The 22,868-nt window shown below is 70.6% G+C and carries 20 protein-coding genes; 17 read left to right on the top strand and 3 right to left on the bottom strand.

Annotated elements, in window-relative coordinates:
* The first annotated feature begins 10 nt into the window (after positions 1–10).
* From hrcA to B4915_RS04085, 9 genes are all read left to right on the top strand, one after another.
* The gene (gene hrcA / locus B4915_RS04125; RefSeq protein ID WP_105804551.1) at positions 11–1,048 is read left to right on the top strand and encodes a heat-inducible transcriptional repressor HrcA; all 1,038 of its coding nucleotides are present in this window, start codon (positions 11–13) and stop codon (positions 1,046–1,048) included.
* A gap of 56 nt (positions 1,049–1,104) precedes the next feature.
* Positions 1,105–2,205: a molecular chaperone DnaJ gene (dnaJ, locus tag B4915_RS04120; protein WP_105804550.1), complete on the top strand. Its 1,101-nt coding sequence runs from the start codon at positions 1,105–1,107 to the stop codon at positions 2,203–2,205.
* A gap of 1 nt (position 2,206) precedes the next feature.
* On the top strand, positions 2,207–2,998 hold the full coding sequence (locus B4915_RS04115) for a 16S rRNA (uracil(1498)-N(3))-methyltransferase (protein WP_105804549.1): 792 nt from the start codon (positions 2,207–2,209) through the stop codon (positions 2,996–2,998).
* A 70-nt stretch (positions 2,999–3,068) separates the two neighbouring features.
* Complete coding sequence (locus tag B4915_RS04110; RefSeq protein ID WP_105804548.1) at positions 3,069–3,419, top strand: histidine triad nucleotide-binding protein; 351 nt, start codon at positions 3,069–3,071, stop codon at positions 3,417–3,419.
* Between the two features lie 106 nt (positions 3,420–3,525).
* The gene (locus B4915_RS04105; protein ID WP_105804601.1) at positions 3,526–4,500 is read left to right on the top strand and encodes a PhoH family protein; all 975 of its coding nucleotides are present in this window, start codon (positions 3,526–3,528) and stop codon (positions 4,498–4,500) included.
* Positions 4,497–4,958 carry an rRNA maturation RNase YbeY gene (gene ybeY, locus B4915_RS04100; RefSeq protein ID WP_105804547.1) on the top strand — a complete coding sequence of 154 codons (462 nt, stop codon included), beginning with the start codon at positions 4,497–4,499 and terminating at the stop codon, positions 4,956–4,958. Before B4915_RS04105 ends, ybeY begins: the two co-directional genes overlap by 4 nt.
* Entirely contained in the window at positions 4,955–6,241 is a 1,287-nt protein-coding gene (locus B4915_RS04095) for a hemolysin family protein (RefSeq protein WP_105804546.1), read from the top strand. The genes ybeY and B4915_RS04095 overlap by 4 nt, the downstream gene beginning before the upstream one ends.
* Positions 6,238–7,200, top strand: a complete 963-nt coding sequence (gene era / locus B4915_RS04090) for a GTPase Era (RefSeq protein WP_105804545.1) — start codon at positions 6,238–6,240, stop codon at positions 7,198–7,200. Before B4915_RS04095 ends, era begins: the two co-directional genes overlap by 4 nt.
* Before the next feature lie 90 nt (positions 7,201–7,290).
* Positions 7,291–7,695 carry a DUF5684 domain-containing protein gene (locus B4915_RS04085; RefSeq protein WP_181158450.1) on the top strand — a complete coding sequence of 135 codons (405 nt, stop codon included), beginning with the start codon at positions 7,291–7,293 and terminating at the stop codon, positions 7,693–7,695.
* Positions 7,696–7,740: 45 nt separating this feature from the next.
* On the opposite strand, the gene B4915_RS04080 is transcribed toward B4915_RS04085, so the two are convergent.
* Positions 7,741–9,564 carry a DUF2207 domain-containing protein gene (locus B4915_RS04080; RefSeq protein WP_105804544.1) on the bottom strand — a complete coding sequence of 608 codons (1,824 nt, stop codon included), beginning with the start codon at positions 9,562–9,564 and terminating at the stop codon, positions 7,741–7,743.
* A gap of 181 nt (positions 9,565–9,745) precedes the next feature.
* Between B4915_RS04080 and leuA the strand changes: the two genes are divergently transcribed.
* The 7 genes from leuA (at position 9,746) to B4915_RS04045 (ending at position 19,165) form a co-directional block, all read left to right on the top strand.
* The gene (leuA, locus tag B4915_RS04075) at positions 9,746–11,512 is read left to right on the top strand and encodes a 2-isopropylmalate synthase (protein ID WP_105804543.1); all 1,767 of its coding nucleotides are present in this window, start codon (positions 9,746–9,748) and stop codon (positions 11,510–11,512) included.
* 122 nt (positions 11,513–11,634) lie between these two features.
* Positions 11,635–12,261 carry a Holliday junction branch migration protein RuvA gene (gene ruvA / locus B4915_RS04070; protein WP_105804542.1) on the top strand — a complete coding sequence of 209 codons (627 nt, stop codon included), beginning with the start codon at positions 11,635–11,637 and terminating at the stop codon, positions 12,259–12,261.
* Positions 12,258–13,277, top strand: a complete 1,020-nt coding sequence (gene ruvB / locus B4915_RS04065; protein WP_105804541.1) for a Holliday junction branch migration DNA helicase RuvB — start codon at positions 12,258–12,260, stop codon at positions 13,275–13,277. Before ruvA ends, ruvB begins: the two co-directional genes overlap by 4 nt.
* Before the next feature lie 161 nt (positions 13,278–13,438).
* Positions 13,439–13,888, top strand: a complete 450-nt coding sequence (yajC, locus tag B4915_RS04060) for a preprotein translocase subunit YajC (RefSeq protein ID WP_105804540.1) — start codon at positions 13,439–13,441, stop codon at positions 13,886–13,888.
* 78 nt (positions 13,889–13,966) lie between these two features.
* A complete protein-coding gene (secD, locus tag B4915_RS04055) occupies positions 13,967–15,799 on the top strand; it encodes a protein translocase subunit SecD (protein ID WP_245907327.1) in 1,833 nt (610 codons plus the stop codon).
* 2 nt (positions 15,800–15,801) lie between these two features.
* Complete coding sequence (secF, locus tag B4915_RS04050; RefSeq protein ID WP_105804538.1) at positions 15,802–16,839, top strand: protein translocase subunit SecF; 1,038 nt, start codon at positions 15,802–15,804, stop codon at positions 16,837–16,839.
* 67 nt (positions 16,840–16,906) lie between these two features.
* The gene (locus B4915_RS04045; protein ID WP_105804537.1) at positions 16,907–19,165 is read left to right on the top strand and encodes a RelA/SpoT family protein; all 2,259 of its coding nucleotides are present in this window, start codon (positions 16,907–16,909) and stop codon (positions 19,163–19,165) included.
* Positions 19,166–19,212: 47 nt separating this feature from the next.
* On the opposite strand, the gene B4915_RS04040 is transcribed toward B4915_RS04045, so the two are convergent.
* Both B4915_RS04040 and B4915_RS04035 read right to left on the bottom strand, forming a co-directional pair.
* Positions 19,213–19,731, bottom strand: coding sequence for a hypothetical protein (locus B4915_RS04040; protein ID WP_146120021.1), 519 nt, complete (start codon positions 19,729–19,731; stop codon positions 19,213–19,215).
* Between the two features lie 133 nt (positions 19,732–19,864).
* Positions 19,865–21,100, bottom strand: a complete 1,236-nt coding sequence (locus B4915_RS04035) for a DUF349 domain-containing protein (protein WP_105804535.1) — start codon at positions 21,098–21,100, stop codon at positions 19,865–19,867.
* A 190-nt stretch (positions 21,101–21,290) separates the two neighbouring features.
* On the opposite strand from B4915_RS04035, the gene B4915_RS04030 reads away from it, so the two are divergent.
* Positions 21,291–22,583 (top strand): replication-associated recombination protein A, encoded by a 1,293-nt coding sequence (locus B4915_RS04030; protein WP_105804599.1) that lies wholly within the window; start codon positions 21,291–21,293, stop codon positions 22,581–22,583.
* Positions 22,584–22,868 lie beyond the last annotated feature (285 nt).

The raw sequence follows: 22,868 nt of genomic DNA, 5'->3' as shown, positions 1-22,868 counted from the left end.
AGGAGGAGCGATGGTTTCCGAACGGAGTCTGGCGGTGCTGCACGCCATCGTGAGCGACTACGTCTCCTCGAACGAGCCCGTCGGGTCGAAGGCGATCGTCGACCGGCACAGCTTCGGCGTGTCGGCCGCGACGATCCGGAACGACATGGCGCTGCTCGAGGAGGACGAGCTGATCGCGCAGCCGCACACCTCATCCGGGCGGGTGCCCACCGACAAGGGCTACCGCCTCTACGTCGACACGCTCACGAAGATCCGGCCCCTCACCACGGCGCAGCGCACCGCGATCGAGCGCTTCCTCGGCGAGTCGAGCGACCTCGACGACGTCATGGCACGCACGGTCCGGCTGCTCGCGCAGCTCACCAACCAGGTTGCGGTGGCGCAGTACCCCTCGCTGCGGCGGACGGTCGTCCGGCACATCGATCTCGTGGCGATCGGCGAGGACCGGGTGCTCTGCGTGCTCATCCTCGGCAGCGGCGTCGTCGAGCAGCAGGTGGCCTGGCTGCCGGCCTCGCGGGTGACGGAGGCGTGGGTGCACGGACTCCGCGACCAGATCGCGGCCGCCGCGGTCGGGGCCGACGTCGAGTCGGCGGTGGCGGCGGTGTCCGAGCTGGAGGACCGGATGGCGGCCGGCCGCGGCGCCGACGAGGCGGACGTGGTCGCGCGGGTCATCGAGGTGGTGCGCAGCCAGCTGCAGGCCAACCGCACCGACCGGATCGCGGTGGCGGGGGCGGCGAACATCTCCCGTCCGGGAGAGTTCGGCGTGGCCCTGCCCGCCGTGCTCGAGGCGATCGAGGAGCAGGTGACCCTGCTGCGCCTGCTCGGCGAGCTCGTGCAGGACGACCGCGAGGTCGCCGCGTCCATCGGCCGCGAGAACGAGGTCTACGGTCTCGCCAGCACCTCGGTGATCGTCTCCAACTACGAGCAGGAGGGCGCCTCCGCCTCGAAGCTCGGCGTGCTCGGCCCCCTCCGCATGGACTACGCCGGCAACATCTCCGCCGTGCGCGCCGTCGCGCGATACGTCAACCGCCTGCTGGCAGAGGACCAGTAGCGGCCATCCGCCACGACCGAACACCCGAACATCACCACCCCTGAGGAGCTGACATCTTGGCCGACCACTACGAGACCCTCGGCGTGTCGCGCGAGGCGACCGCCGAAGAGATCAAGAAGGCCTACCGGCGGCTCGCCCGCGAGCTGCACCCCGACGTGAACCCCAGCGAGGACGCCGCAGAGCGCTTCAAGAACGTGACGCACGCCTACGACGTGCTCAGCGACCCCGAGCAGCGGCAGCGCTACGATCACGGCGGCGGCCAGGCGGGCATGGGCGGTTTCGGCGACATCTTCGAGACCTTCTTCGGCGGCGGATTCGGCGGTTCCGGCCAGCGCGGTCCGCGCTCGCGCGCCGAGCGCGGCGACGACGCCATGATCCGCGTCGACGTCACCCTCGAAGAGGTCATCTTCGGGGTGCAGCGCGACATCACGGTGAACACGGCGGTGCTGTGCCCCACCTGTCAGGGCAGCTGCTGCCAGCCGGGCACCCACCCGGTCACCTGCGACGTCTGTGGGGGGCAGGGGCAGGTGCAGCGGCAGGTGCGCTCGCTCTTCGGCAACGTCGTGACGATGCACCCGTGCGGCAGCTGCCACGGCTACGGAACGGTGATCGAGCACCCCTGCGTCGAGTGCGCGGGCAAGGGGCGCGTGCGCGAACGTCGCACCATCCCCGTCGACGTCCCCTCGGGCATCGACACCGGCACGCGCCTGCAGATGCGCGGCGGCGGCGAGGTCGGTCCGGGCGGGGGCCCGAACGGCGACCTCTTCATCGAGTTCCGGGTGCTCCACCACGACGTGTTCAGCCGCGACGGCAACGACCTCCTGTGCACCATGCAGGTGTCCATGACGGACGCCATTCTCGGCACTGAGGCCACGCTGCAGGGGCTCGACGGCGAGGTGGGCGTCGAGGTGGCCCAGGGCACGCAGTCGGGCGACGTGATCACGGTTCGCGGGCGCGGGATCCAGGGCCTGCGCAGCACGACGCGCGGCGATCTCAAGATCGCGGTGCAGGTGAACACCCCCACGAAGCTGTCCAAGCGCGAGCAGGATCTCGTGCGGCAGCTCGCCTCCTTGCGCAGCGACGAACCGCCGCACCTCGGCGAGTTCCAGCAGGGGTTCTTCGGCAAGCTGCGGGACCGCTTCTTCCGTCAGGGCTGACGTGGCGAACCTCTACTATCGCGAGACACCGGCCGGCACCGCCGAGCTCGAGCCGAGCGCGATCGAGCCGGGCGCGCTCGTCGAGGTGGCCGGCGAGGAGGCGCGCCACGCGGTGCGCGTGAGCCGCCTGCGGCAGGGGGAGCGGATCCTCGTCGGGGACGGACGCGGAACGGTCGGATCCGGGACGGTCGAGGCGACGGCTCGCGAACGCTTCGCCGTGCGGATCGAGAAGGTGCGGCGCGAGCCCGCGCCCGAGCCGCGGCTGGTGCTGGTGCAGGCCCTCGCGAAGGGGGACCGCGACGAGCGGGCCGTGGAACAGGCGACCGAGTTCGGCGTCGACGCGATCGTGCCCTGGCGCGCCGCCCGGTCCGTGTCACGTTGGGACGACGCGGAGAAGGCGGAGAAGGGGCGCGCCAAGTGGGCGCGGATCGCGCGGGAGGCGTCGAAGCAGTCGCTCAGGCCGTGGGTCCCCGAGGTGCGCGAGCCGATCGATACGGAGGCCCTGTGTCTCCTGGCCGCCCGTGAGGAGATCGCGGTGCTGCTGCTCGATCCGCGCGGTGCGCGGACGCTGTCCTCCTGGGCCGCGGATCGTGCGCCGCAGCCGCACCTTCCCGGTGCCGTCGCCGAGTACTGCGTGGTGGTCGGACCGGAGGGCGGCTTCGCGGAGGAGGAGCTCTCCCGGCTCACCGAGGCGGGGGCCACTCCGCTCGTGCTGGGGGCGACGGTGCTGCGGACCTCGTCCGCCGGTCCCGCGGCCCTCGCGGTCCTGAACGTCGCGCTCGGCCGGTGGTAGCGGGGGCGCGCCTCATGTCTCGCGCCCGGAGCGCGCGCGGGGTTTGGCAACACGCCCTAGACTGGTCGGCATGGCACAGGACACCATTTTCGGCAAGATCGCATCGGGCGAGATTCCCGTCGAGATCCTTGCGGAGACCGACCGGGTGATCGCGTTTCCCGACATCGCGCCGCAGGCGCCGGTGCACGTCCTCGTGATCCCCAAGACGAGCGCCTATGAGAACGTGACGGAGCTCGCCGCCGGGGACCCCGAGCTGCTGGCGGAGATGGTCGCGGTCGCGAAGCAGGTGGCGGAGGAGCACGCGAACGGGGACTTCCGTCTGCTCTTCAACAACGGGCGGAGCGTCGGTCAGACGGTCTTCCACGTGCACGCCCACGTGCTCGCCGGCGCACTCGAGGAGCGATCGCTCGTTGGCGTCTGAACGGGAGCTTCCGCGGCCCGGCGCGGGCGGCGGATCGGAATCGGACGGCGGGGGGACCGGCGTCGAGGCCTCGGCTGCGGTCCGCGAGCCGGAGCTCCAGCGCACCGTGACACTGAGCGGGGTCGAGCTCGCGAGCTTCCTCGGGCACCGTGACCGCCTGCTGCGCGATCTCGAGGCGCAGCACCCGGAAGTGGTGTTCCATGCGCGCGGCGAGGTGCTGACCCTGCGGGGGCCCGCAGCGGCGGTGCGCGCCGCCGAGGAGGTGGTGCGCGAGATCCTGGAGGTCGCCCGGCGCAGCGGACCGGTCTCGCACCACGACGTGAGAGAGGTGACCCGGATGGTCAACGAGGGCAGGGGACCGACCGCGGCGCAGCTGCTCAGCGAGCCGATCCTCACGGTGCGCGGGCACGCGGTGCGACCGCAGACGCGCGGGCAGCGGGCCTACGTCGACGCGATCGACGCGCACACGATCGTGTTCGGGATCGGGCCGGCGGGCACCGGGAAGACCTATCTGGCGATGGCGAAGGCGGTGCAGGCGCTGCAGCGGCGCGAGGTCGCGAAGATCATCCTGACCCGGCCCGCGGTCGAGGCCGGGGAGCGGCTCGGCTACCTGCCCGGCACGCTCGAGGACAAGATCGATCCCTACCTGCGTCCGCTCTTCGACGCGATCGGCTCGATGATGGACCCGGACGTCGTCCCGAAGCTGCTCGCGAGCGGCACGATCGAGGTGGCGCCGCTCGCGTACATGCGCGGGCGCACGCTCAACGAGTCCTTCGTGATCCTCGACGAGGCCCAGAACACGACGCCGGAGCAGATGAAGATGTTCCTGACGCGCCTCGGCTACGGCTCGAAGATGGCGGTGACCGGAGACATCACGCAGCTCGACCTGCCGATCGCCGCAAGCGGGCTGCGCGTCGTGAACCGGATACTGCGCGGCGTCGACGACATCCACTTCGCGGAGCTCGGCTCGGACGACATCGTCCGCCACAGCCTGGTGAGCCGCATCGTCGACGCCTACTCGGCGCATGACGAGCAGCGGCAGCGCGGCGCGCAGCAGGAACAGAGAGGAGACGCCGGGTGAGCGTCGAGATCAACAACGAGTCGGGCATCGCGGTCGAGGAGGCGCGCCTGCAGCGGCTGGCGGCCTTCGTGATGGAGTCGCTGCACGTCCACCCGGACACGGAGCTGGGCGTGGTGCTCGTCGACGAGTCCGCGATCGAGCAGCTGCACGTGCAGTGGATGGATGAGCCCGGCCCCACCGATGTGCTCAGCTTCCCGATGGACGAGCTGCGGCCGGGGCGGGTCGATGCGCAGACCCCGGCGGGCCTGCTCGGCGACGTGGTGATCTGCCCGCAGGTCGCCGAGACGCAGGCCGAGGCGGCGGGTCACGATCTGCCGCAGGAGCTCGCCGTGCTGCTCACCCACGGCATGCTGCACCTGCTCGGCTTCGACCACGCCACGCCCGATGAGGAGGCGGAGATGTTCGGCCTGCAGCGCGACCTGCTGCTCGCCTTCGCGATGCACGAGCGGTCGAGGTGAGCCTCGGACTCGCGCTGCTGCTGCTTGCGGCCGCGGTGGCGCTGATGGTCGTGGGCGGGCTGCTCGCCGCGACCGACGCGGCCCTCGGGGTGCGGTCTCGCGCCGAGCTGCTCGCGCTGGCGGAGGATTCGCCCCGCACGGGGCGCGCCATCCGCGCGATCGCCGCCGACGAACCGGCGCACGTGGGGGCGCTCGGCTTTGCCCGCGTCTTCGCGGAGACCCTCTCCGCCGTGCTCATCACGCTCGTCGTCGCCTACTCGCTGCACGCGCTCTGGCTCGAACTGGTGATCGCGACGCTGGTGATGACCGCGACCACCTTCGTGCTGGTCGGTTCGAGTCCCCGCACCGTGGGAACGCATCGCCCGGACGCGGTCATCCGCTTCGCCGCGCCCACCGTGCGGGCGATCCGCGTGCTGCTCGGGCCGATCGCGATCGGGCTGTCCCGGCTCGGCGACCGGGTCACCCCGGGACGGGTGTCCGGGCGGATCCGCGACGAGCATCAGCTGCTCTCGATGGTGGATCAGGCCGCCGAGTACGCGGTGCTCGAGGACGACGATCGCGAGTACATCCACTCGCTCGTGGAGTTCGGGGACACGCTCGTGCGCGAGGTGATGGTGCCCCGCATCGACATGGTCACCGTTCCCAGCGAGGCCAGCGTCCACGAGGCGCTGGAGCAACTGCTCGCCTCGCGGCACTCGCGGATGCCCGTGGTCGCCGGAGAGGTGGACGACATCGCGGGGGTGATCTACCTGCGCGACGCGAGCGGCTTCGCGCTCCGCCGCCCCGAGGAGGCCGCGGAGGCCCCCGTGACCCGGATCATGAAGCCCGCCAAGTTCGTGCCGGAGCTGCAGCGCGCCGACGAGCTGCTGCGCCAGATGCAGCGCGAGGCGAACCACCTGGCGCTCGTGGTCGACGAGTACGGCGGGATCTCCGGCCTGGTCACCCTCGAAGACCTCATCGAGGAACTGCTCGGCGAGATCTCGGACGAGCACGATCGTGAGCTGCCGGAGGTCGAGCTGCAGGAGGACGGATCCTTCCTGGTCAACGCGCGCCTCCCCGTCGAGCGCCTCGGCGAGCTCTTCGACATCGAGCTCGAAGACGACGAGGTCGACAGCGCGGGCGGTCTGGTCGCGAAGCACCTGGGCCGCCTGCCCGAGACGGGCGATAGTGTGGTCGTCGCCGGGATCGAGCTGACCGCGGCCGGGATGGAGCGGCGGCGCCAGCGCCTGCTCACGGTCGAAGCGCGATGGGTGGGGGAGCCGGATGAGGAGAGGGACGCATGAGCGAGCACGCGGGTGACACGGGAACAGGCGGAGAGACGGCGGCCGCCGCGCCGGGGGATGCGCCGTACCGAGCCGGATTCGTCTCATTCGTCGGCCGCCCGAACGTCGGCAAGTCGACGCTGACGAATGCGCTCGTCGGCGAGAAGATCGCCATCACCAGCCCGAAGCCGCAGACGACCAGGCGCGCGATCCGCGGCATCGTGCACCGGCCGGACGGCCAGCTCATCATCGTCGACACCCCTGGCATCCACCGTCCGCGCACGCTGCTCGGCGAGCGGCTGAACGCGCTCGTGGAGGCGACGCTCGGGGACGTCGACGTGATCGGCTTCTGCGTACCGGCGAACGAGAAGGTGGGCCCGGGCGACCGCTTCATCAACGAGCGGCTCAACGATTTTCCCCGGGCGCGCAAGGTCGCGATCCTCACGAAGGTGGACGAGGCTTCCCGCAGCGAGATCATCGATCAGCTCGCGCAGCTCGGCGCGCTGCGGGAGTGGGACGCCGTCGTGCCGATCTCCTCGGTGGCCGGGGAGCAGCTCGATGTGCTCGCCGATGTGCTGCTCGGGCTCATGCCCGAGTCGCCCCCGCTGTACGAGGCCGCGCAGACCACCGATGAGGGAGAGGACGACCGGATCGCGGAGCTGATCCGGGAGGCGGCGCTCGAGGGGGCCCGGGAGGAGCTGCCGCACTCCCTGGCGGCGACGGTGGACGACCGGGTTGAGCGCGAGGGCGAGGACGGCAGGCCGGGCCTGCTCGAGCTCTACGCCTCCATCTACGTGGAGCGCGACAGCCAGAAGGGCATCGTGATCGGCAAGGGCGGAGCGCGCCTGCGCGAGGTGGGCGAGCGGGCCCGGCGGGAGATCGAGGCGCTGCTCGGCCGCCGCGTGTACCTCTCGCTGCGGGTGAAGGTGCTCAAGGAGTGGCAGCGCGACCCGAAGGCCCTCGGCCGGCTCGGCTTCTAGCGCCCCGGAATCGAGCGGCGTCGCGCAGCTTCGAGCGGGGCCGAGCAGCGGTTCTTCCCATGCTGAACCCCGTCCACTATGCTCAGCGGCATGTGGATTGCGGAGAGCATTACCGACCAGGCCGGCATCAATCGCCTCACCGAGCAGTTCCTCGCCGGCGGGGGAGGCATCGTGCTCCTCATCTGGTACCTGCTCGTCGCGATCGCGCTGTGGCGCGTCTTCTCGAAGGCCGGCTACCCGGGGATCCTGGCGCTCATCCCGATCGTCAACGTGTTCTTCCTGGTGAAGGTCGGAGGCTACTCCGCCTGGATGACGCTGCTCTTCGCGATCCCGATCGTCAACATCGTGTTCGGGATCATCCTCGCGATCCGGGTGGGGGAGCGCTTCGGAAAGGGCCCCTGGTTCTCGATCATCCTGCTGTGGCTGTTCTCGGCGATCGGCTATCTGATCCTCGGCTTCGGGGACGCGCGCTACACCCCCCGCCGCCGTAACTGAGACCGTTCCCGCTCCGCCGCTCGCCGGCGCCGGCGAGTGGCGGCGTCATCGGCCGCCGCTGAAGCCGCCGCCCCCGCCGCCGCCCGCGAAGCCGCCGCCCGTGGATCCGCCGGAGCTGCTGGAGGTGTAGCTGACGGCGGAGTCGAGCGAGCTCGTGAAGGACGAGATCGTCGAGCCGACGCCGGCCGCGGCCGCGAAACCCGTCGCACCCGTGAGCCACGTCGGCGTCATTCCCGGTTCTTCGGCGTATCGCACCTCCAGCACCTTGCTCCACTCCCGCTCGAGCCCGAAGAGCGCCGCGTACGGCAGCAGCCGTTCGTAGAGGTGGATCACGTCGACGCTGCCGTCCGTGCGCCGCTCCGCGCCGCGATAGGACTGCAGCATCCGCATCCGCTCCGCCTCCGCCACCTCGATGAAGAGCTTCACGCCCTCCAGATGCTCCCGCTGCTCCGCGCCCAGCGGCGTGAAGACGCGGTGCCTGGAGACGCTCATGAGCGAGAGCACGAGGGCCACGACGCCCAGGCCGAGGCCGACATAGACGGCGGGGGACCCGCGAAGCGCGAGTCCGAAGCCGACGAGCACCGCGAGCACCGCCGTGATGCCGAGTCCGATGAGTCCGAGAACGAGCGCCGTGCGGTTGCGCTCGCGTGTGAAGTACCCGCGCTCGGCCGCCTCCCGCTTGCCCTCCTCGCCCAGCTCCGACATCCGCTCGGCGAACTTCTCGTCCTCCTCCGGCACCTCCGCGGTGGCGCCCGCGGCGGCGTTCGCGCCGAAGATCGCGTCGAGCGCGCGGCGATCGAGGGGATCTTCCACCCGTTCCGAGTCCACGAGGCGCAGCACCGGCCGGCCCGGCTTGCTGCCGAAGAGGCCGCGCTCCGGCTCGCCGTCCTCGATGCGGATGGCGCCGTTCACCGCGAGATGCAGGATCTGCGCCGGCACCGCCCGGTCCTCCGCGCCGACGAGCGGAGCCGCCGCGAGCGGGGGCAGCGAATCGGGCACCTCGTACTGCGCGATCACGGTTCCGCGCCCGGTGCGCCTCCGCCGCTGCATCGCGCCCACCGCCACGATGCCCGCTCCCGAGGCCAGCACCGCTGCCCCCGCGACCCCGTAGGGGACCACATCGAAGACGGGGTTCGGCACGCGCTGCGGGGGCTGCGTCACGCTGCCGGGTTCCAGCCCGATGGCGACCGTGACGCCCTCGCGGGGGGCCAGCGGGCCGTGCTCGACGGAGAAGACGCCCCCGTCCGCCGTGATCTCGCATTCGGCGTCCGTTCCCGCCGGTCCGGCATAGCAGCGCTGAGCGCCGTTCAGCCGCTCCGCGAGATCGGGCGAGAACGCGATGCGCGCAGAGAACGAGCCGATGGGCTGCAGGTGCTCGAAGTCGACGAGATCCCAGTTGAACTCGTCGGCGGTGCCGTCGTCGCGGGCGAGGACCACGTCGCTCAGGGTGTACTCGATCCGGTAGCTCTGTACGCCGTGCACGTAGCGGTCATCGCCCGTCAGCACCGCCACGAAGCCGTCCTCGCGCTCGATCTCGAAGGGCACCGGATCGCCGTCGCCGTCGGTCACGGAGAAGTCGCGCGGGTCGGTCGAGGCGCCCTCGTAGTCGATGGGAAGACCCCGCACGATGCCACGGTTCTGGTCGAAGTCGGGGAAGCGGGCGGTGAGGGTCTCGGTCACCTGTGCGACCGCGCGGCCCTCCGCATCGGTGCCGATCCGGTAGTCGACATCCCAGCTCTCATAGCTGAAGTCGGAGACGTCGGCGGCCGCGGGCGCCGGAACGCCGAGGCCGAGGCCGAGCCCCGTGAGCGCCGCGCCCGCGAGGGCGATGCCGAGCACGGTGAACCGTCTGCGCAGTCGTGACTCCATGTCTTCCAGGCTATCGACCTCGGGCCGCCGGTCGGCCTCCCACTCGGTGGTATAGTGACTTCCATGCTGTTCGGCTCGCTCCTCCTTAGCTGCCGCGACGAGTCCTAATTCCCAGGCCTCCCTCGTCGCGGAGTTTCGCGTTGGCTGAACCCAGGACCCAGACGAGAGAGTTTCCGAGCCCATGAAGAACACGCAGCAGCCCTCGGGTATGCCGATCCACCGGTACCGCCCGTTTCACGAGATCATCAAGGTCGATCTGCCCGACCGCAGCTGGCCCGACAAGCGCATCACCGAGGCACCCCGCTGGTGCGCGGTCGATCTGCGCGACGGCAACCAGGCCCTCATCGACCCGATGAGCCCCGAGCGCAAGCGCATCATGTTCGAGCTGCTCGTCAAGATGGGCTACAAGGAGATCGAGGTCGGTTTCCCGAGCGCCAGCCAGACCGATTTCGACTTTGTCCGCCAGCTCATCGAGGACGGGGCGATTCCCGACGACGTCACGATCCAGGTGCTCACCCAGGCCCGCGAGCACCTCATCAAGCGCACCTACGAGTCGCTGATCGGCGCGAAGCGCGCGATCGTGCACCTGTACAACTCGACGAGCGTGCTGCAGCGGGATGTCGTGTTCCGCTCCGACCGGGCGGGCATCAAGCAGATCGCCGTGGACGGGGCGAAGCTGTGCCGCGAGAGCGAGCACATCGCCGCGGGCACCGAGATCTTCTACGAGTACTCGCCCGAGTCCTACACGGGCACCGAGCTGGAGTACGCGCTGGAGGTCTGCAACGCCGTGCTCGAGGTCTTCGAGCCGACGCCGGAGCGCAAGGTCATCATCAACCTGCCCGCCACCGTCGAGATGGCGAGCCCCAACGTCTATGCGGACTCCATCGAGTGGATGAGCCGCCACCTGAACCACCGCGAGAACGTGATCCTCTCGCTGCACCCGCACAACGACCGCGGCACGGCGGTCGCCGCCGCCGAGCTCGGCTACCTGGCGGGCGCCGACCGCATCGAGGGCTGCCTCTTCGGCAACGGGGAGCGCACCGGCAACGTCGACCTGGTGGCGCTCGGCATCAACCTGTTCACGCAGGGCATCGATCCGCAGATCGATTTCTCGCGGCTCGATGAGGTGCGCCGCACGGCCGAGTACTGCAACCAGCTGCGGGTGCCCGAGCGCAGCCCCTGGGCCGGCGATCTCGTCTACACGGCCTTCTCGGGTTCGCACCAGGACGCGATCAAGAAGGGCTTCGAGCGCATGGCGGCCGACGCCGAGGCGGCGGGGGTCTCGGTCGACGAGATCGAGTGGGCGGTGCCCTACCTGCCGGTCGACCCGAAGGATCTGGGCCGCTCCTACGAGGCCGTGATCCGCGTGAACTCCCAGTCGGGCAAGGGCGGCGTCGCCTATCTGCTGAAGACCGACCACTCGCTCGATCTGCCGCGCCGGCTGCAGATCGAGTTCAGCTCCGTGGTGCAGAGCGTGACCGACAGCGAGGGCGGTGAGGTCTCGAGCGAGGAGATCTGGCGGATCTTCCAGGACGAGTACCTGCCCACGACCGGAGACTCCTTCGAGCAGTGGGGGCGCTACGAGCTCTTCCGCACCTCCTCGACGAGCGCCGGCGACGGCGTCACCGAGCTCGTCGTGGACTATCGCGACGGCGAGGGCGAGCATCAGATCGTGGGCCGCGGCAACGGGCCGGTCGACGCCTTCATCTCCGCGATCAACGAGAACGGGCACGAGGTGACCCTGTTCGACTACGTGGAGCACGCGATGAGCGCGGGCGGTGACGCGGTCGCGGCGGCCTACGTCGACCTCGAGGTGGATGGGCAGCGGCTGTGGGGCGTGGGGATCGACCCGGATACCACTCGGGCGACGCTCAAGGCGATCGTCTCCTCGGTGAATCGTGCCGTGCGCGCCCGCCAGGGCTCGGAGCCGGTGGCCGTCGAGGCCTGAGGCTGCTCCGGCGCCGGGACCCCGGGACCGTGCGTCCCGGGGTCCCGTGCTGTTCGGAGATATCTTCGAATGGCCGGTGTGGCGGCGGGCCCGCTGCCGGGGGACGGCCCTAGGGTGTGAGTGTGATCGCTTCGATTCGCGGGCCGGTGCTCGCAGCAGGTGCCGGGTGGGTCGTCGTCGGCGTCGGCGGGATCGGGATGCGCGTCGAGGTGCCCAGCGGCCGGGTCTCGCAGGCCGTGCCCGGCGAGGAGGTCGAGCTGCGCACCTCCCTGGTGGTGCGCGAGGATTCGCTCACCCTCTTCGGCTTCGGCACGCAGGACGAGCTCGACGTCTTCGGCCACCTCATCGCCGTCTCCGGGGTGGGGCCGCGCAGCGCGCTCGGTGTGCTCTCGGCGCTCGCTCCGGCCGAGATCGCGCGCGCGGTGGCCGCGGAGGACGAGAAGCCCTTCCGCAAGGTCTCGGGCATCGGCCCGAAGACGGCGAAGCTCATCGTCGTCTCGCTCGCGGGCAAGCTCGCGGAGCTGGCGCTGTCGGCTCCGGGACCGGGGGCGCCGGACTCCGCGTCCGACCCGGCCCTCGCGACCGCCGAAGCGGTGCGCGATGGGCTCGTCGGCCTGGGCTGGGGCGAATCCGATGCCTGGCAGGCCGTCCAGGACGCGCGCGAGGCGGGCGCTCCCGCGGACAGTGCCGGCCTGTTGCGCGCAGCGCTCGCCCTCCTGCAGGCGGCTCGCGGGGGAGCACGCCGATGAGCGGGGAGCTCTCACCGCAGGCGGCGCCGTCCGAGCAGGGCTACGAGGGGGCGCTGCGGCCCTCGACGCTGGCGGAGTTCGTCGGCCAGTCGAAGGTGCGCAGCCAGCTCGGCCTGCTGCTCGACGCCGCGACCATGCGTCAGCACACGCCGGATCACATCCTGCTCGCGGGCCCGCCCGGGCTGGGTAAGACGACGCTCTCGATGATCGTCGCGGCAGAGCTCGACAAGCCCCTGCATCAGACCTCCGGTCCGGCGATCCAGCACGCCGGGGACCTGGCAGCGGTGCTCTCGGCGCTGACTCCGGGCGAAGTGCTGTTCGTCGACGAGATCCACCGCATGGCGCGCAGCGCCGAGGAGATGCTCTATCTCGCGATGGAGGACTTCAAGGTGGACATCATGGTCGGCAAGGGGGCGGGGGCGACCTCCGTGCCGCTCGAGCTCGCGCCCTTCACGCTCGTCGGCGCCACCACGCGGGCCGGTCTCCTGCCCAATCCGCTGCGCGACCGCTTCGGCTTCACCGCTCACCTCGAGTTCTACTCCGACGACGAGCTCGCGAGCGTGGTGCGCCGTGCCGCACGCCTGCTCGACTTCGGGATCTCCGAGCAGGGGGTCGAGGAGATCGCCCGCCGTTCGCGCGGCACGCCGCGCATCGCGAACCGCCTGCTGCGCCGGGTGCGCGACTACAGCCTCGTGCACGAGACGCCCGGCGACACGGAGAGCGTGCACGCCGCGCTTGCGCTCTACGACGTGGACGAGCACGGCCTGGACCGGCTCGATCGCGAGGTGCTGCGCGCCGTGGTGGAGCGCTTCTCCGGGGGGCCGGTCGGCCTCTCGACGCTGGCCGTCTCGGTCGGTGAGGAAGCCGAGACGATCGAGGCCGTCGTCGAGCCCTTCCTCGTGCGCGCCGGCCTGCTCACCCGCACGCCGCGCGGCCGGGTCGCGACCCGCCTGGGCTGGGAGCACGTGGGCATCGTCCCGCCGGGCGCCGCGGGCGGCGCTCCGGCGCTCATCTGAGCCGGAGCCGAGGCCGGAGCCGGAGCCGGGGCCGAGGCCGGAGCCGGAGCCCGCGTGGATCGCCGCCCCGGTGCGGATCCGGGGCGGGCTCGCAGCTTCCGCACTGTAGACTGCTGGAGTCTGTGCCCCGGCTGCGTTCAGCGCGCCCATTGAAAGGACCAATGTTGGACCCGATTATTCTCGTGATGTTCGCGCTGATGGCGCTCCTCATCTTCTTCATGTTCCGCAACGGCAAGAAGCGCCAGCAGGCGATGCAGGAGTTGCAGAGCGGCCTGCGCCCCGGCGCCGAGGTGATGCTGCAGTCGGGCATCTACGGGACCGTCGAATCGGTCGACGAGGCCGAGAACCGCGTGGTGCTGCGCAGCGGCACTACGACCCTCGTCGCCCACCGCAACGCGGTGGCGCAGATCGTCAGCCCGAGCGAGGCGCCGGAGGAGCCGACGGCGGATTCCGCCCTCGCGCCCGACGACGATCCGGCCTTCGGTGAGCGCTTCCCGAGCAGCGAAGGAACCGCGGCGGATCGCACCGAGCTCGAGAACGGCACTGATTCGGATGGGGAGCCGAAGACGGACCGGGGCGAGCCGGGGGACCCGCAGGCACCGAAGGCCTGAGCCGGTGCCGCGGGCGACCGCGGCACCGTCATCACCGCAACAGAGAGAAAGCAGTCAGTCTTGGCGTCCACACCCGCCGTGCGGAGAGCCCGTCGCTCCCTCGTATTCCTCCTCGTGATCCTCGTCGGCCTCGCGGGCCTCATCACGCTCGGCGTGTTCCGCAGCGACGCGACCTGGACTCCGAAGCTCGCCCTCGACCTGCAGGGCGGCACCCAGATCCTGCTGGCCGCTGAGCAGCCCGACGGCGAGGCCGTCAGCGGCGAGCAGCTGCAGCAGGCCGTCTCGATCATCCGCCAGCGCGTCGACGCGGCCGGGGTCTCGGAAGCCGAGATCACCACCCAGGGCAGCCAGCACATCTCGGTCTCGATCCCGGGCAAGGCAGACGAGGCGACGCTGCAGCGGATCGAGGCGTCCGCGAAGCTCGACTTCCGTCCCGTGCTCGCGACGGGGATCGGCATCGACGTGACCCAGCAGCAGGGCGCCGAAGGAACCGAGGAGGGCGGCGCGGAGGCGGATCCCGCCGAGGCGAATCCCTCTGACGCGAAGAGCGAAGAGGGCACGGGAGCCGAGGGGGACGCGGGCGAGCCGGCCGCCGAATCCGGCTCCGGCGCCGAAGAGGCCGCCGGGGGCGCCGAAGGGTCCGAGGATCTCGGACCGCTCGACCCGGATCCCCTCCCCGAGGGTGCGGGCGACCAGGCCTGGATCACGCCCGCCCTGCAGCAGAAGTTCACCGATTTCACCTGCGATTCGGATGCGGCGCTCGACACCCGCGAGCAGCCCGCGGACCGTCCGCTCATCACCTGCGACGAGACGGGCACCGCCAAGTACCTGCTCGGACCCGTCGAGCTCAGCGGCGACGTGATCACCGACGCCACCGCGCAGATGGGAACGACCCAGACCGGCGCGACGACGGGTGAGTGGGTCGTGCAGATCACGATGAACCGGGAGGGCGCCGACACCTTCGGCAAGATCAGCACCCGCCTGTACGGCGCGCCCGAACCGCAGAACCAGTTCGCCTTCGTGCTCGACGGCCGCGTGCTCTCGGCGCCGACCATGCAGGGGCAGATCCTCGACGGCCGGCCCTCCATCAGCGGCGCGTTCACGCAGGACTCGGCGAAGGCGCTCGCGGACCAGCTGAAGTTCGGCGCGCTGCCCATGGACTTCACGGTGCAGAGCCAGGAGGACATCTCCGCGACCCTCGGCACGAGCCAGCTCTCCGCCGGTCTGCTGGCGGGTCTGATCGGCCTGCTGCTCGTGGTCGTGTACTCCATGTTCCAGTACCGCGCGCTCGGGACGCTGACCATCGCCTCGCTGGTGATCGCGGGCGTGCTCACCTACCTGCTGCTGACGTTCTTCTCGTGGCGCCAGGGCTACCGGCTCTCGCTCGCGGGCGTCGCGGGCATCATCGTGGCGGTGGGCTTCACCGCCGACTCCTTCATCGTGTACTTCGAACGCATCCGCGATGCGCTGCGCGATGGCTTCGCGATCGAGAGCGCCGTCGAGCACGGCTGGAAGAAGGCGCTGCGCACCATCCTCGCCTCGGACGGCGTCAACTTCCTCGCTGCCGTGATCCTGTTCATCCTCGCGGTCGGCAATGTGAAGGGCTTCGCGTTCACGCTCGGGCTCACGACGCTCGTCGACGTGATCGTGGTCGCGCTCTTCACGCACCCGATGATGACGCTGCTGGCACGCACGCGCTTCTACCGCGGCGGTCACCCGGCCTCGGGCCTCGACCCGCAGCGCCTCGGCGCCGTCTACCGCGGGCGGGCGCAGTTCCGCGAGCCGGTGCTCACCAGCAAGAAGAACGAGCGCAGCCGTCGCGAGGCCGCGCGCCGCCAGACCATCGCCGAGCGCAAGGCTGCTGAGGCCGGCGCGCCGGCGTCCTCGGCCACCGCAGGGAAGGAGAGCTAGCCATGGCTCGTTCATTCGCCGAGTTCGGCAACGCCCTCTACACCGGTGAGAAGTCGATCGACTTCATCGGAAAGCGCAAGCGGTGGTATCTCATCTCGCTCGTGCTCATCGCCATCGCGATCCTCGGCCCGATCCTCAAGGGCGGCTTCACCTTCGGGATCGAGTTCACGGGCGGCAGCCAGTTCCAGGTGCACCTCGCGGAGGGGCAGGACCGGGATCCCGCGATCGCCGAGCGGGCGGTCGCCGAAGTGCTCTCCGGCAGCGCGCCGCGTGTCAGTCAGCTCGGTCCCACCGATCTGCGCGTGCAGACGGAGGCGCTCAGCGACAGCGAGAACCGCGAGGTGACCGACGCACTGGCCTCCGCCTTCGACGTGAGCCCCGACGAGGTCACCTACTCCTACATCGGCCCGACCTGGGGGCAGGACGTCTCGAAGCAGGCGATCATCGCGCTGATCGTGTTCGTCATCTTCGCCGCGCTGGTGATGGCGCTCTACTTCCGCACCTGGAAGATGTCGCTCGCGGCGATCGTGGCCCTGTTCCACGACCTGATCATCACCGCGGGGATCTACGGGATCTCCGGTTTCGAGATCACGCCGGCGGCGATGATCGGCTTCCTCACGATCCTCGGCTACTCGCTCTACGACACCGTCGTGGTCTTCGACAAGATCCGGGAGAACACCGCCCCCGGTGAGCTGAACGACCGCCGCACCTTCGCCGAGTCCGTGAACCTCGGGGTGAATCAGACCCTGGTGCGCTCGATCAACACCTCCGTCGTGGCATTGCTGCCCGTGGGGTCGATCCTGTTCATCGGCGCCTTCGTGCTCGGCGCGGGAACGCTGCGCGACATCGCGCTGGCCCTGTTCATCGGCATCTTCGTCGGCGCCTACTCGACGATCTTCATCGCCGCACCCGTGTACGCGCAGCTGCGGGCCGGCGAGGAGGGGATCAAGCGGCGCGACGAGAAGGTGCTCCGCGCGCGCGCGAAGCGGGGCGATTCGGCGGGCGAGACGGAGGAGGCCGAGGGCGTCCAGGCGCGGTGAGCACGGGGCCGCCGTCGCTTTGGCGGCGGCGGCCCCCCGCGTGTAGTGTTCAAGCATTCGAGAGGGGATGCAGGTGGTTACTCAGGATGTCTCACCCGGCGGTACGACCGCGCTGCGACGCCTCGTGCCGCGCATCTTCTCCCGGGGGAGCTCACCGGGCGCCGTCGACCAGCTGGTGCGGACGGTGCGCAGCAACTACCCGCGCGCCGATCTCTCGATCATCGAGCGCGCCTACACGGTCGCCGAGCGCGCCCACCGCGGCCAGAAGCGGCGCAGCGGTGAGCCCTACATCACGCATCCCATCGCCGTCGCGCAGATCCTCGCGGACCTCGGCGTGGCCCCCGTCGCGATCGCGGCGGCGCTGCTGCACGACACGGTCGAGGACACCGACTACGGCCTCGAGCAGCTGACGCAGGAGTTCGGCGAGGAGATCGCGATGCTCGTCGACGGCGTCACGAAGCTCGACAAGGTCAAGTACGGCGACTCGGCGCAGGCCGAGACGGTGCGGAAGATGGTCGTGGCGATGTCGCGCGACATCCGGGTGCTCGTGATCAAGCTGGCCGACCGCCTGCACAACGCGCGCACCTGGGGCTTCGTGCCCGGAGATTCCGCGAAGCGCAAGGCACAGGAGACGCTCGAGATCTACGCACCGCTCGCGCATCGGCTCGGCATCCAGTCCATCAAATCGGAGCTTGAGGATCTGTCCTTCGCCGTCCTCAAGCCGAAGCTCTACGCGGAGATCCAGAACCTCGTCTCGCAGCGCAACCCGCAGCGCGATGAGCTCGTGGGCGATGTGATCCGCTCGATCGAATCCGATCTGCGCGAGGCGAAGATCCGCGGCGAGGTCACCGGCCGGCCGAAGGAGCTCTACTCGATCTATCAGAAGATGATCGTGCGCGGCCGCGACTTCGACGACATCTACGATCTGGTGGGCATCCGCGTCCTCGTGCAGTCGATCCGCGACTGCTACGCGGTGCTCGGCGCGGTGCACGCGCGGTGGACGCCGATCCCGGGGCGCTTCAAGGACTACATCGCCACCCCGAAGTTCAATCTCTACCAGTCGCTGCACACCACCGTCATCGGGCCCGACGGGCGCGCGGTGGAGATCCAGATCCGCACGGTCGAGATGCACCAGCGCGCCGAGTACGGCGTCGCGGCGCACTGGAAGTACAAGCAGCGTCAGGCCGGCCAGCAGGACGGGCCGAGTTCCAACGACATGGCGTGGCTCGCGCACATCTCGGACTGGCAGGCGGAGACTGAGGATCCGGGCGAGTTCCTCGACGCGCTGCGCTACGAGATCGGGGCGAAGGAGGTCTACGTCTTCACCCCGAAGGGCCGGGTCATCGGCCTGCCGGCGGGAGGCACCACCGTCGACTTCGCCTATGCGGTGCACACCGAGGTGGGGCACCGGACGATGGGGGCGCGGGTCAACGGCCGCCTGGTGCCGCTGGAGACCGCGCTGCAGAACGGTGACGTGGTCGAGGTGTTCACCTCGAAGGATCCGAATGCCGGGCCCAACCAGAACTGGCTGAACTTTGTCAAGAGCAAGCGTGCGCAGAACAAGATCCGGCAGTGGTTCACGAAGGAGCGCCGCGAGGAAGCGGCCGAGACCGGCAAGGTCGAGATCACGAAGGCGCTGCGCAAGCAGGGCCTCCCGCTGCACCAGGTGATGAACTCCTCCGCCCTCCAGCAAGTCGCGCTGCAGTTGCGCTACGCGGATGTGACGGCGCTCTACGCTGCGGTGGGCGAGGGGCACGTCTCGGCGCAGTCGGTGGTGGAGAAGGCCACCGCGCTCGTCTTCGACGAGCAGGTGTCGACGGAACCGGCCCTCGCCACGCTCCCGATCATCGAGGCGCCGCGCGCGCCGAGCACCGGTGTGGAGAGCGGCGTCGTGGTGACGGGCGCCTCCGATGTGCTGGCGAAGCTGGCGAAGTGCTGCACCCCGGTGCCGGGGGATGAGATCCTCGGCTTCGTCACCAAGGGACAGGGCGTCTCGGTCCACCGGGTGGACTGCCACAACTTCCAGAAGCTGCGCGAGCAGGAGGACCGGGTCGTCTCCGTGGAGTGGGCGCCGAGCGCGAAGAGCGTGTTCCTCGTGCAGATCCAGGTCGAGGCGCTCGACCGCTCGGGCCTGCTCTCCGATGTGACGCGCACCCTCTCCGAGCATCACGTCAACATCCTCTCCGCATCGGTCAACACCTCCAGTTCCCGGCTGGCGATCAGCCGCTTCCTCTTCGAGATGGCGAACGCCACGCACCTGGACCACGTACTCAATGCCGTGCGCCGGATCGACGGCGTCTACGACGTCTACCGCATCACTACCTAGGGCTCCGCGCTCGGAGGGCGCTGAGCTCCCGGGGCGCGCCGCGGGGCTCAGAGCTCCGCGAGCCGGCGCCTGGCGAGCGCGCGGAACTGGGCGTGCTGCTGCTCGAGTCGCGCTGCGAGACCCGCTCGGCCGCCGGACACGAGCTGGGCGAGCAGACGGCAGGCGAGACGCTGCCGATCGCCGAAGTCGCCGGGGGAGCGGAGCAGATCGTAGACCGTCTGCTCGGGTACGGTGACCAGCAGGCCGTCGAGCGGTACGACCGTGCCTTCCGGATAGTGGTACTGCCGCAGGACGAGCTCGGAGCGGCGCTGCGCGGAGGGGCGGCGCCGGCCCGCGGTCGAGAACTCGAGCGGGCGGCCGGGATCGCGGGCGGCGCCCCACACCCAGGCCGCGACCATGCGGATCGCGATGCGATCCGGGGTGAGCCACGGCGCGAGCGCCGCCGCGCGCACCCGCGGCGTCTCCGGCCACGCGGCGAGGCGGACGCCCGGTCCGCATCGCAGCAGCGTTCCCCGCATCAACTCGGCGGATCGCACCGCCTCGGGCCAGTGGTCGACGCGCGTCACCGGAGCGAGCCTCGCCTCGCGCTCGGCGGGGCGGCAGGGGTGCGAGCACATACCCTCATCGTGCGCGATGAGAGCGCTTCCCGCCAGACGGGGGCCGCAATCTGTGGAAAACCGGGTCCGCGGGCGAAGCTTGTCAGTCGCCGATCGCGGCGAGCCACGAGCGCTGCGCGGCGAGCTTCTCCTCGGCCTCGGCCTGCGCGCCCGCGTCGCCTGCGGCGCGCGCCGCGGCGAGCTGCTCCTCGAGCTCCGCGATCGATGCCTCCAGCTGACCGCGCAGGCCCTCGCTGCGCGCCTTCGTCTCGGGGTTCGTCTTCCGCCAGTGCTCGTCCTCGAGCCGCTTCACGTGATCCTCGATCTTGCGCAGCCGCGACTCGATCTCGCGGAGGGCCTCGCGGGGCACGCGGCCGATCTCGTCCCAGCGCAGCTGCACCTCGGTCAGCTGCTTGCGGGCCGATGCGTGGTCGTCGACGGAGAGGATCGGCTCCGCCTCGTCGAGGAGCGCCTGCTTCGCGGTCAGGTTCGCGGCGTACTCCTCGTTGGTCTGCGCGACCTCCGCGGCCTTCGCCTCGTAGAGCACGTCGCCGGCGGCCTTGAAGCGGGCCCACAGCTGGTCGTCGAGCTTGCGGCTCGCCCGGCCCGCCGCCTTCCACTCGTCCAGCAGCGCACGGTAGGCGGGGATCCCGTCGATGCCCCGGGGCGCGAGTGCCTCCGCGGCGGCGATGATGCGCTCCTTGCGCTGGCGCACCTCCTTGTTGTTCGCGTCCATCTGCGCGAAGTGGGCGCGGCGGGCTGAATCGAAGGTCTGGCGCGCCGAGCGGAAGCGCTTCCAGAGCGCATCGGCCTGCGACTTGGGGATCTGCGGCCCGCTGCGCTGGGCGGACTGCCAGTCGGCGAAGAGCTGCTCGAAGGCCAGGCTCGTGTCCTTCCACCGGATGGACGCCTCGGGCTGGGCGGCCAGGCGCTCGGCCTCTGCCACGATCGCCTCGCGCTTCGCGACGGCCTCCTGCCGCGCCGCCTCCCGCTCTGCCTGCTGCTTCTCGCTGAGCTCGGCGGTCTTGCCGGCGAGCTTCTCGACGCGCTCGCGCAGCGCGGCGATGTCGCCCACGGCTGCCGGCTCGACGAGCTGCTCGCGCAGCTTCGCGACGGTGTCGGCGGCGGAGGCGTCGGCCGTGCCGCGCGCGATGCGAGCCTCGAGCAGGGTCACCTGACCCTCCAGGTCCGCGAACTTGCGCGTGAAGTAGGCGAGCGCCTCCTCGGGCGTCCCGTCGGGGAAGGAGCCGACCACCCGCTCGCCGTCTCCCTCGCGCACGTAGACGGTGCGCTCGTCGTCGACGCGCCCCCAGCTCGATTCGTTGCTCGCTGCACTCACGGTTCTGCTCACCTGTCGTGTGTGGGCCGGCGCGCCGACCGTACGGATAGTCCCCTCCACTATGCCACAGGGGCCCAGCGCGCGGTTGCCCAGGCGATGCGCGTGTGCGCGCGATGTCTGCGGTGCTCAGTAGCATGGCCGTGTGGATCCCAAGCCCCTCGCTTCGCCGACCGCGCCGCTCGCGGTGCGCATGAGGCCGCGCTCGCTCGACGAGGTGGTCGGCCAGCAGCATCTGCTCGGCCCGGGCTCGCCGCTGCGCACGCTCGCCGCCGGAGGCGACGGCGCAGGAGGCGCGGTCTCGGTGATCCTGTGGGGGCCTCCGGGCACCGGCAAGACGACCCTCGCCCAGGCGATCGCGCACTCCAGCGGGCGTCGCTTCGTCGAGCTCTCCGCGATCACCGCCGGCATCAAGGACGTGCGCACGGTGATGGAGCGCGCGCTCGACGACCGCGACCTCTACGACATCGCGACCGTGCTCTTCCTCGACGAGATCCATCGCTTCACCAAGGCCCAGCAGGACGCGCTGCTGCCGGGCGTGGAGAACGGCTGGGTGACCCTCGTGGCGGCCACCACCGAGAATCCCTCCTTCTCGGTCATCAGCCCGCTGCTCTCGCGTTCGCTGCTGCTCACCCTCGAACCCCTGCAGGACGGCGATCTGCGTACGCTGCTCGCACGCGCCGTCGAGGATCCCCGCGGCCTCGGGGGCGCGGTCGCGGTCGAGGACGAAGCACTCGATGCCCTCGTGCAGCTCGCCTCGGGAGACGCGCGCCGCGCGCTCACCGGCCTCGAGGCGGCGGCGTCCTCGGCGATCGCCCTCGGCGCGGCCGAAGAGGAGGGGGGAGCGGCTCCCGCCGTCACCCCCGACATCGTCTCCGCGGCGGTCGACCGCGCGCTGCTGCGCTACGACCGCAACGGCGACCAGCACTACGACGTGATCAGCGCCTTCATCAAGTCCATGCGGGGTTCCGACCCAGATGCCGCGATCCACTATCTCGCCCGCATGATCGAGGCGGGCGAGGATCCCCGCTTCATCGCGCGCAGGCTCATGGTGCACGCCGCGGAGGACGTCGGCATGGCCGATCCGCACGCGCTCTCGGTCGCCGTCGCCGCGGCGGAGGCCACCCAGCTCATCGGCCTGCCCGAGGCGCGCATCCCGCTCGCCGAGGCGACCATCTACATCGCCACCGCGCCCAAGTCGAACGCGGTGATCAGCGCGATCGACGCCGCCATCGCCGACGTCAAGGCGGGAAGATTCGGTCAGGTGCCGCTGCACCTGCGCGACGCGCACTATCCGGGCGCGAAGCGCATGGGGCACGGCAAGGGATACCGTTACCCCCACAGCGACCCGCGCGGCGTGTCCCCGCAGCAGTACCTCCCGGACGAACTGCGAGACCGCGTCTACTACCAGCCCACCGCGCACGGCAACGAGCGCGAGGTCTCCGAGCGGCTGGAGAAGATCCGCCGCATCACCCGCGGCGGATGAGCGGTCGCGAGCGCCCGCGCGACTCTTCCGCCGGTGGCCGGGACGGGCGCGGGTGCGCGGGGATCTGCTAAGCTGGTCGCTGGCCAACATCGCTTCCGCCGCCGGCTGCAGGCGGGATGCGCATGGCAGTCGCCCTGTAGCCGGGTTTCTGCGCTGGTCGTTCCCTCACCGAAGACGGTGCGCTGCGTCGCGTGCATGACGAGTTCATGCGGGCGCAGCCTGGCCGAGAGAACACGCGCCTCCCACCGGAGCGCGAAGAACATACAGAAACCCGAAAGGACCCAC

Origin of the sequence: Leucobacter massiliensis (genome assembly GCF_002982315.1) — a bacterium.
Lineage (GTDB): Bacteria > Actinomycetota > Actinomycetes > Actinomycetales > Microbacteriaceae > Leucobacter > Leucobacter massiliensis.
The sequence above is the reverse complement of the archived record's forward strand: the minus strand, read 5'-3'. Positions and strand labels throughout refer to the sequence as shown.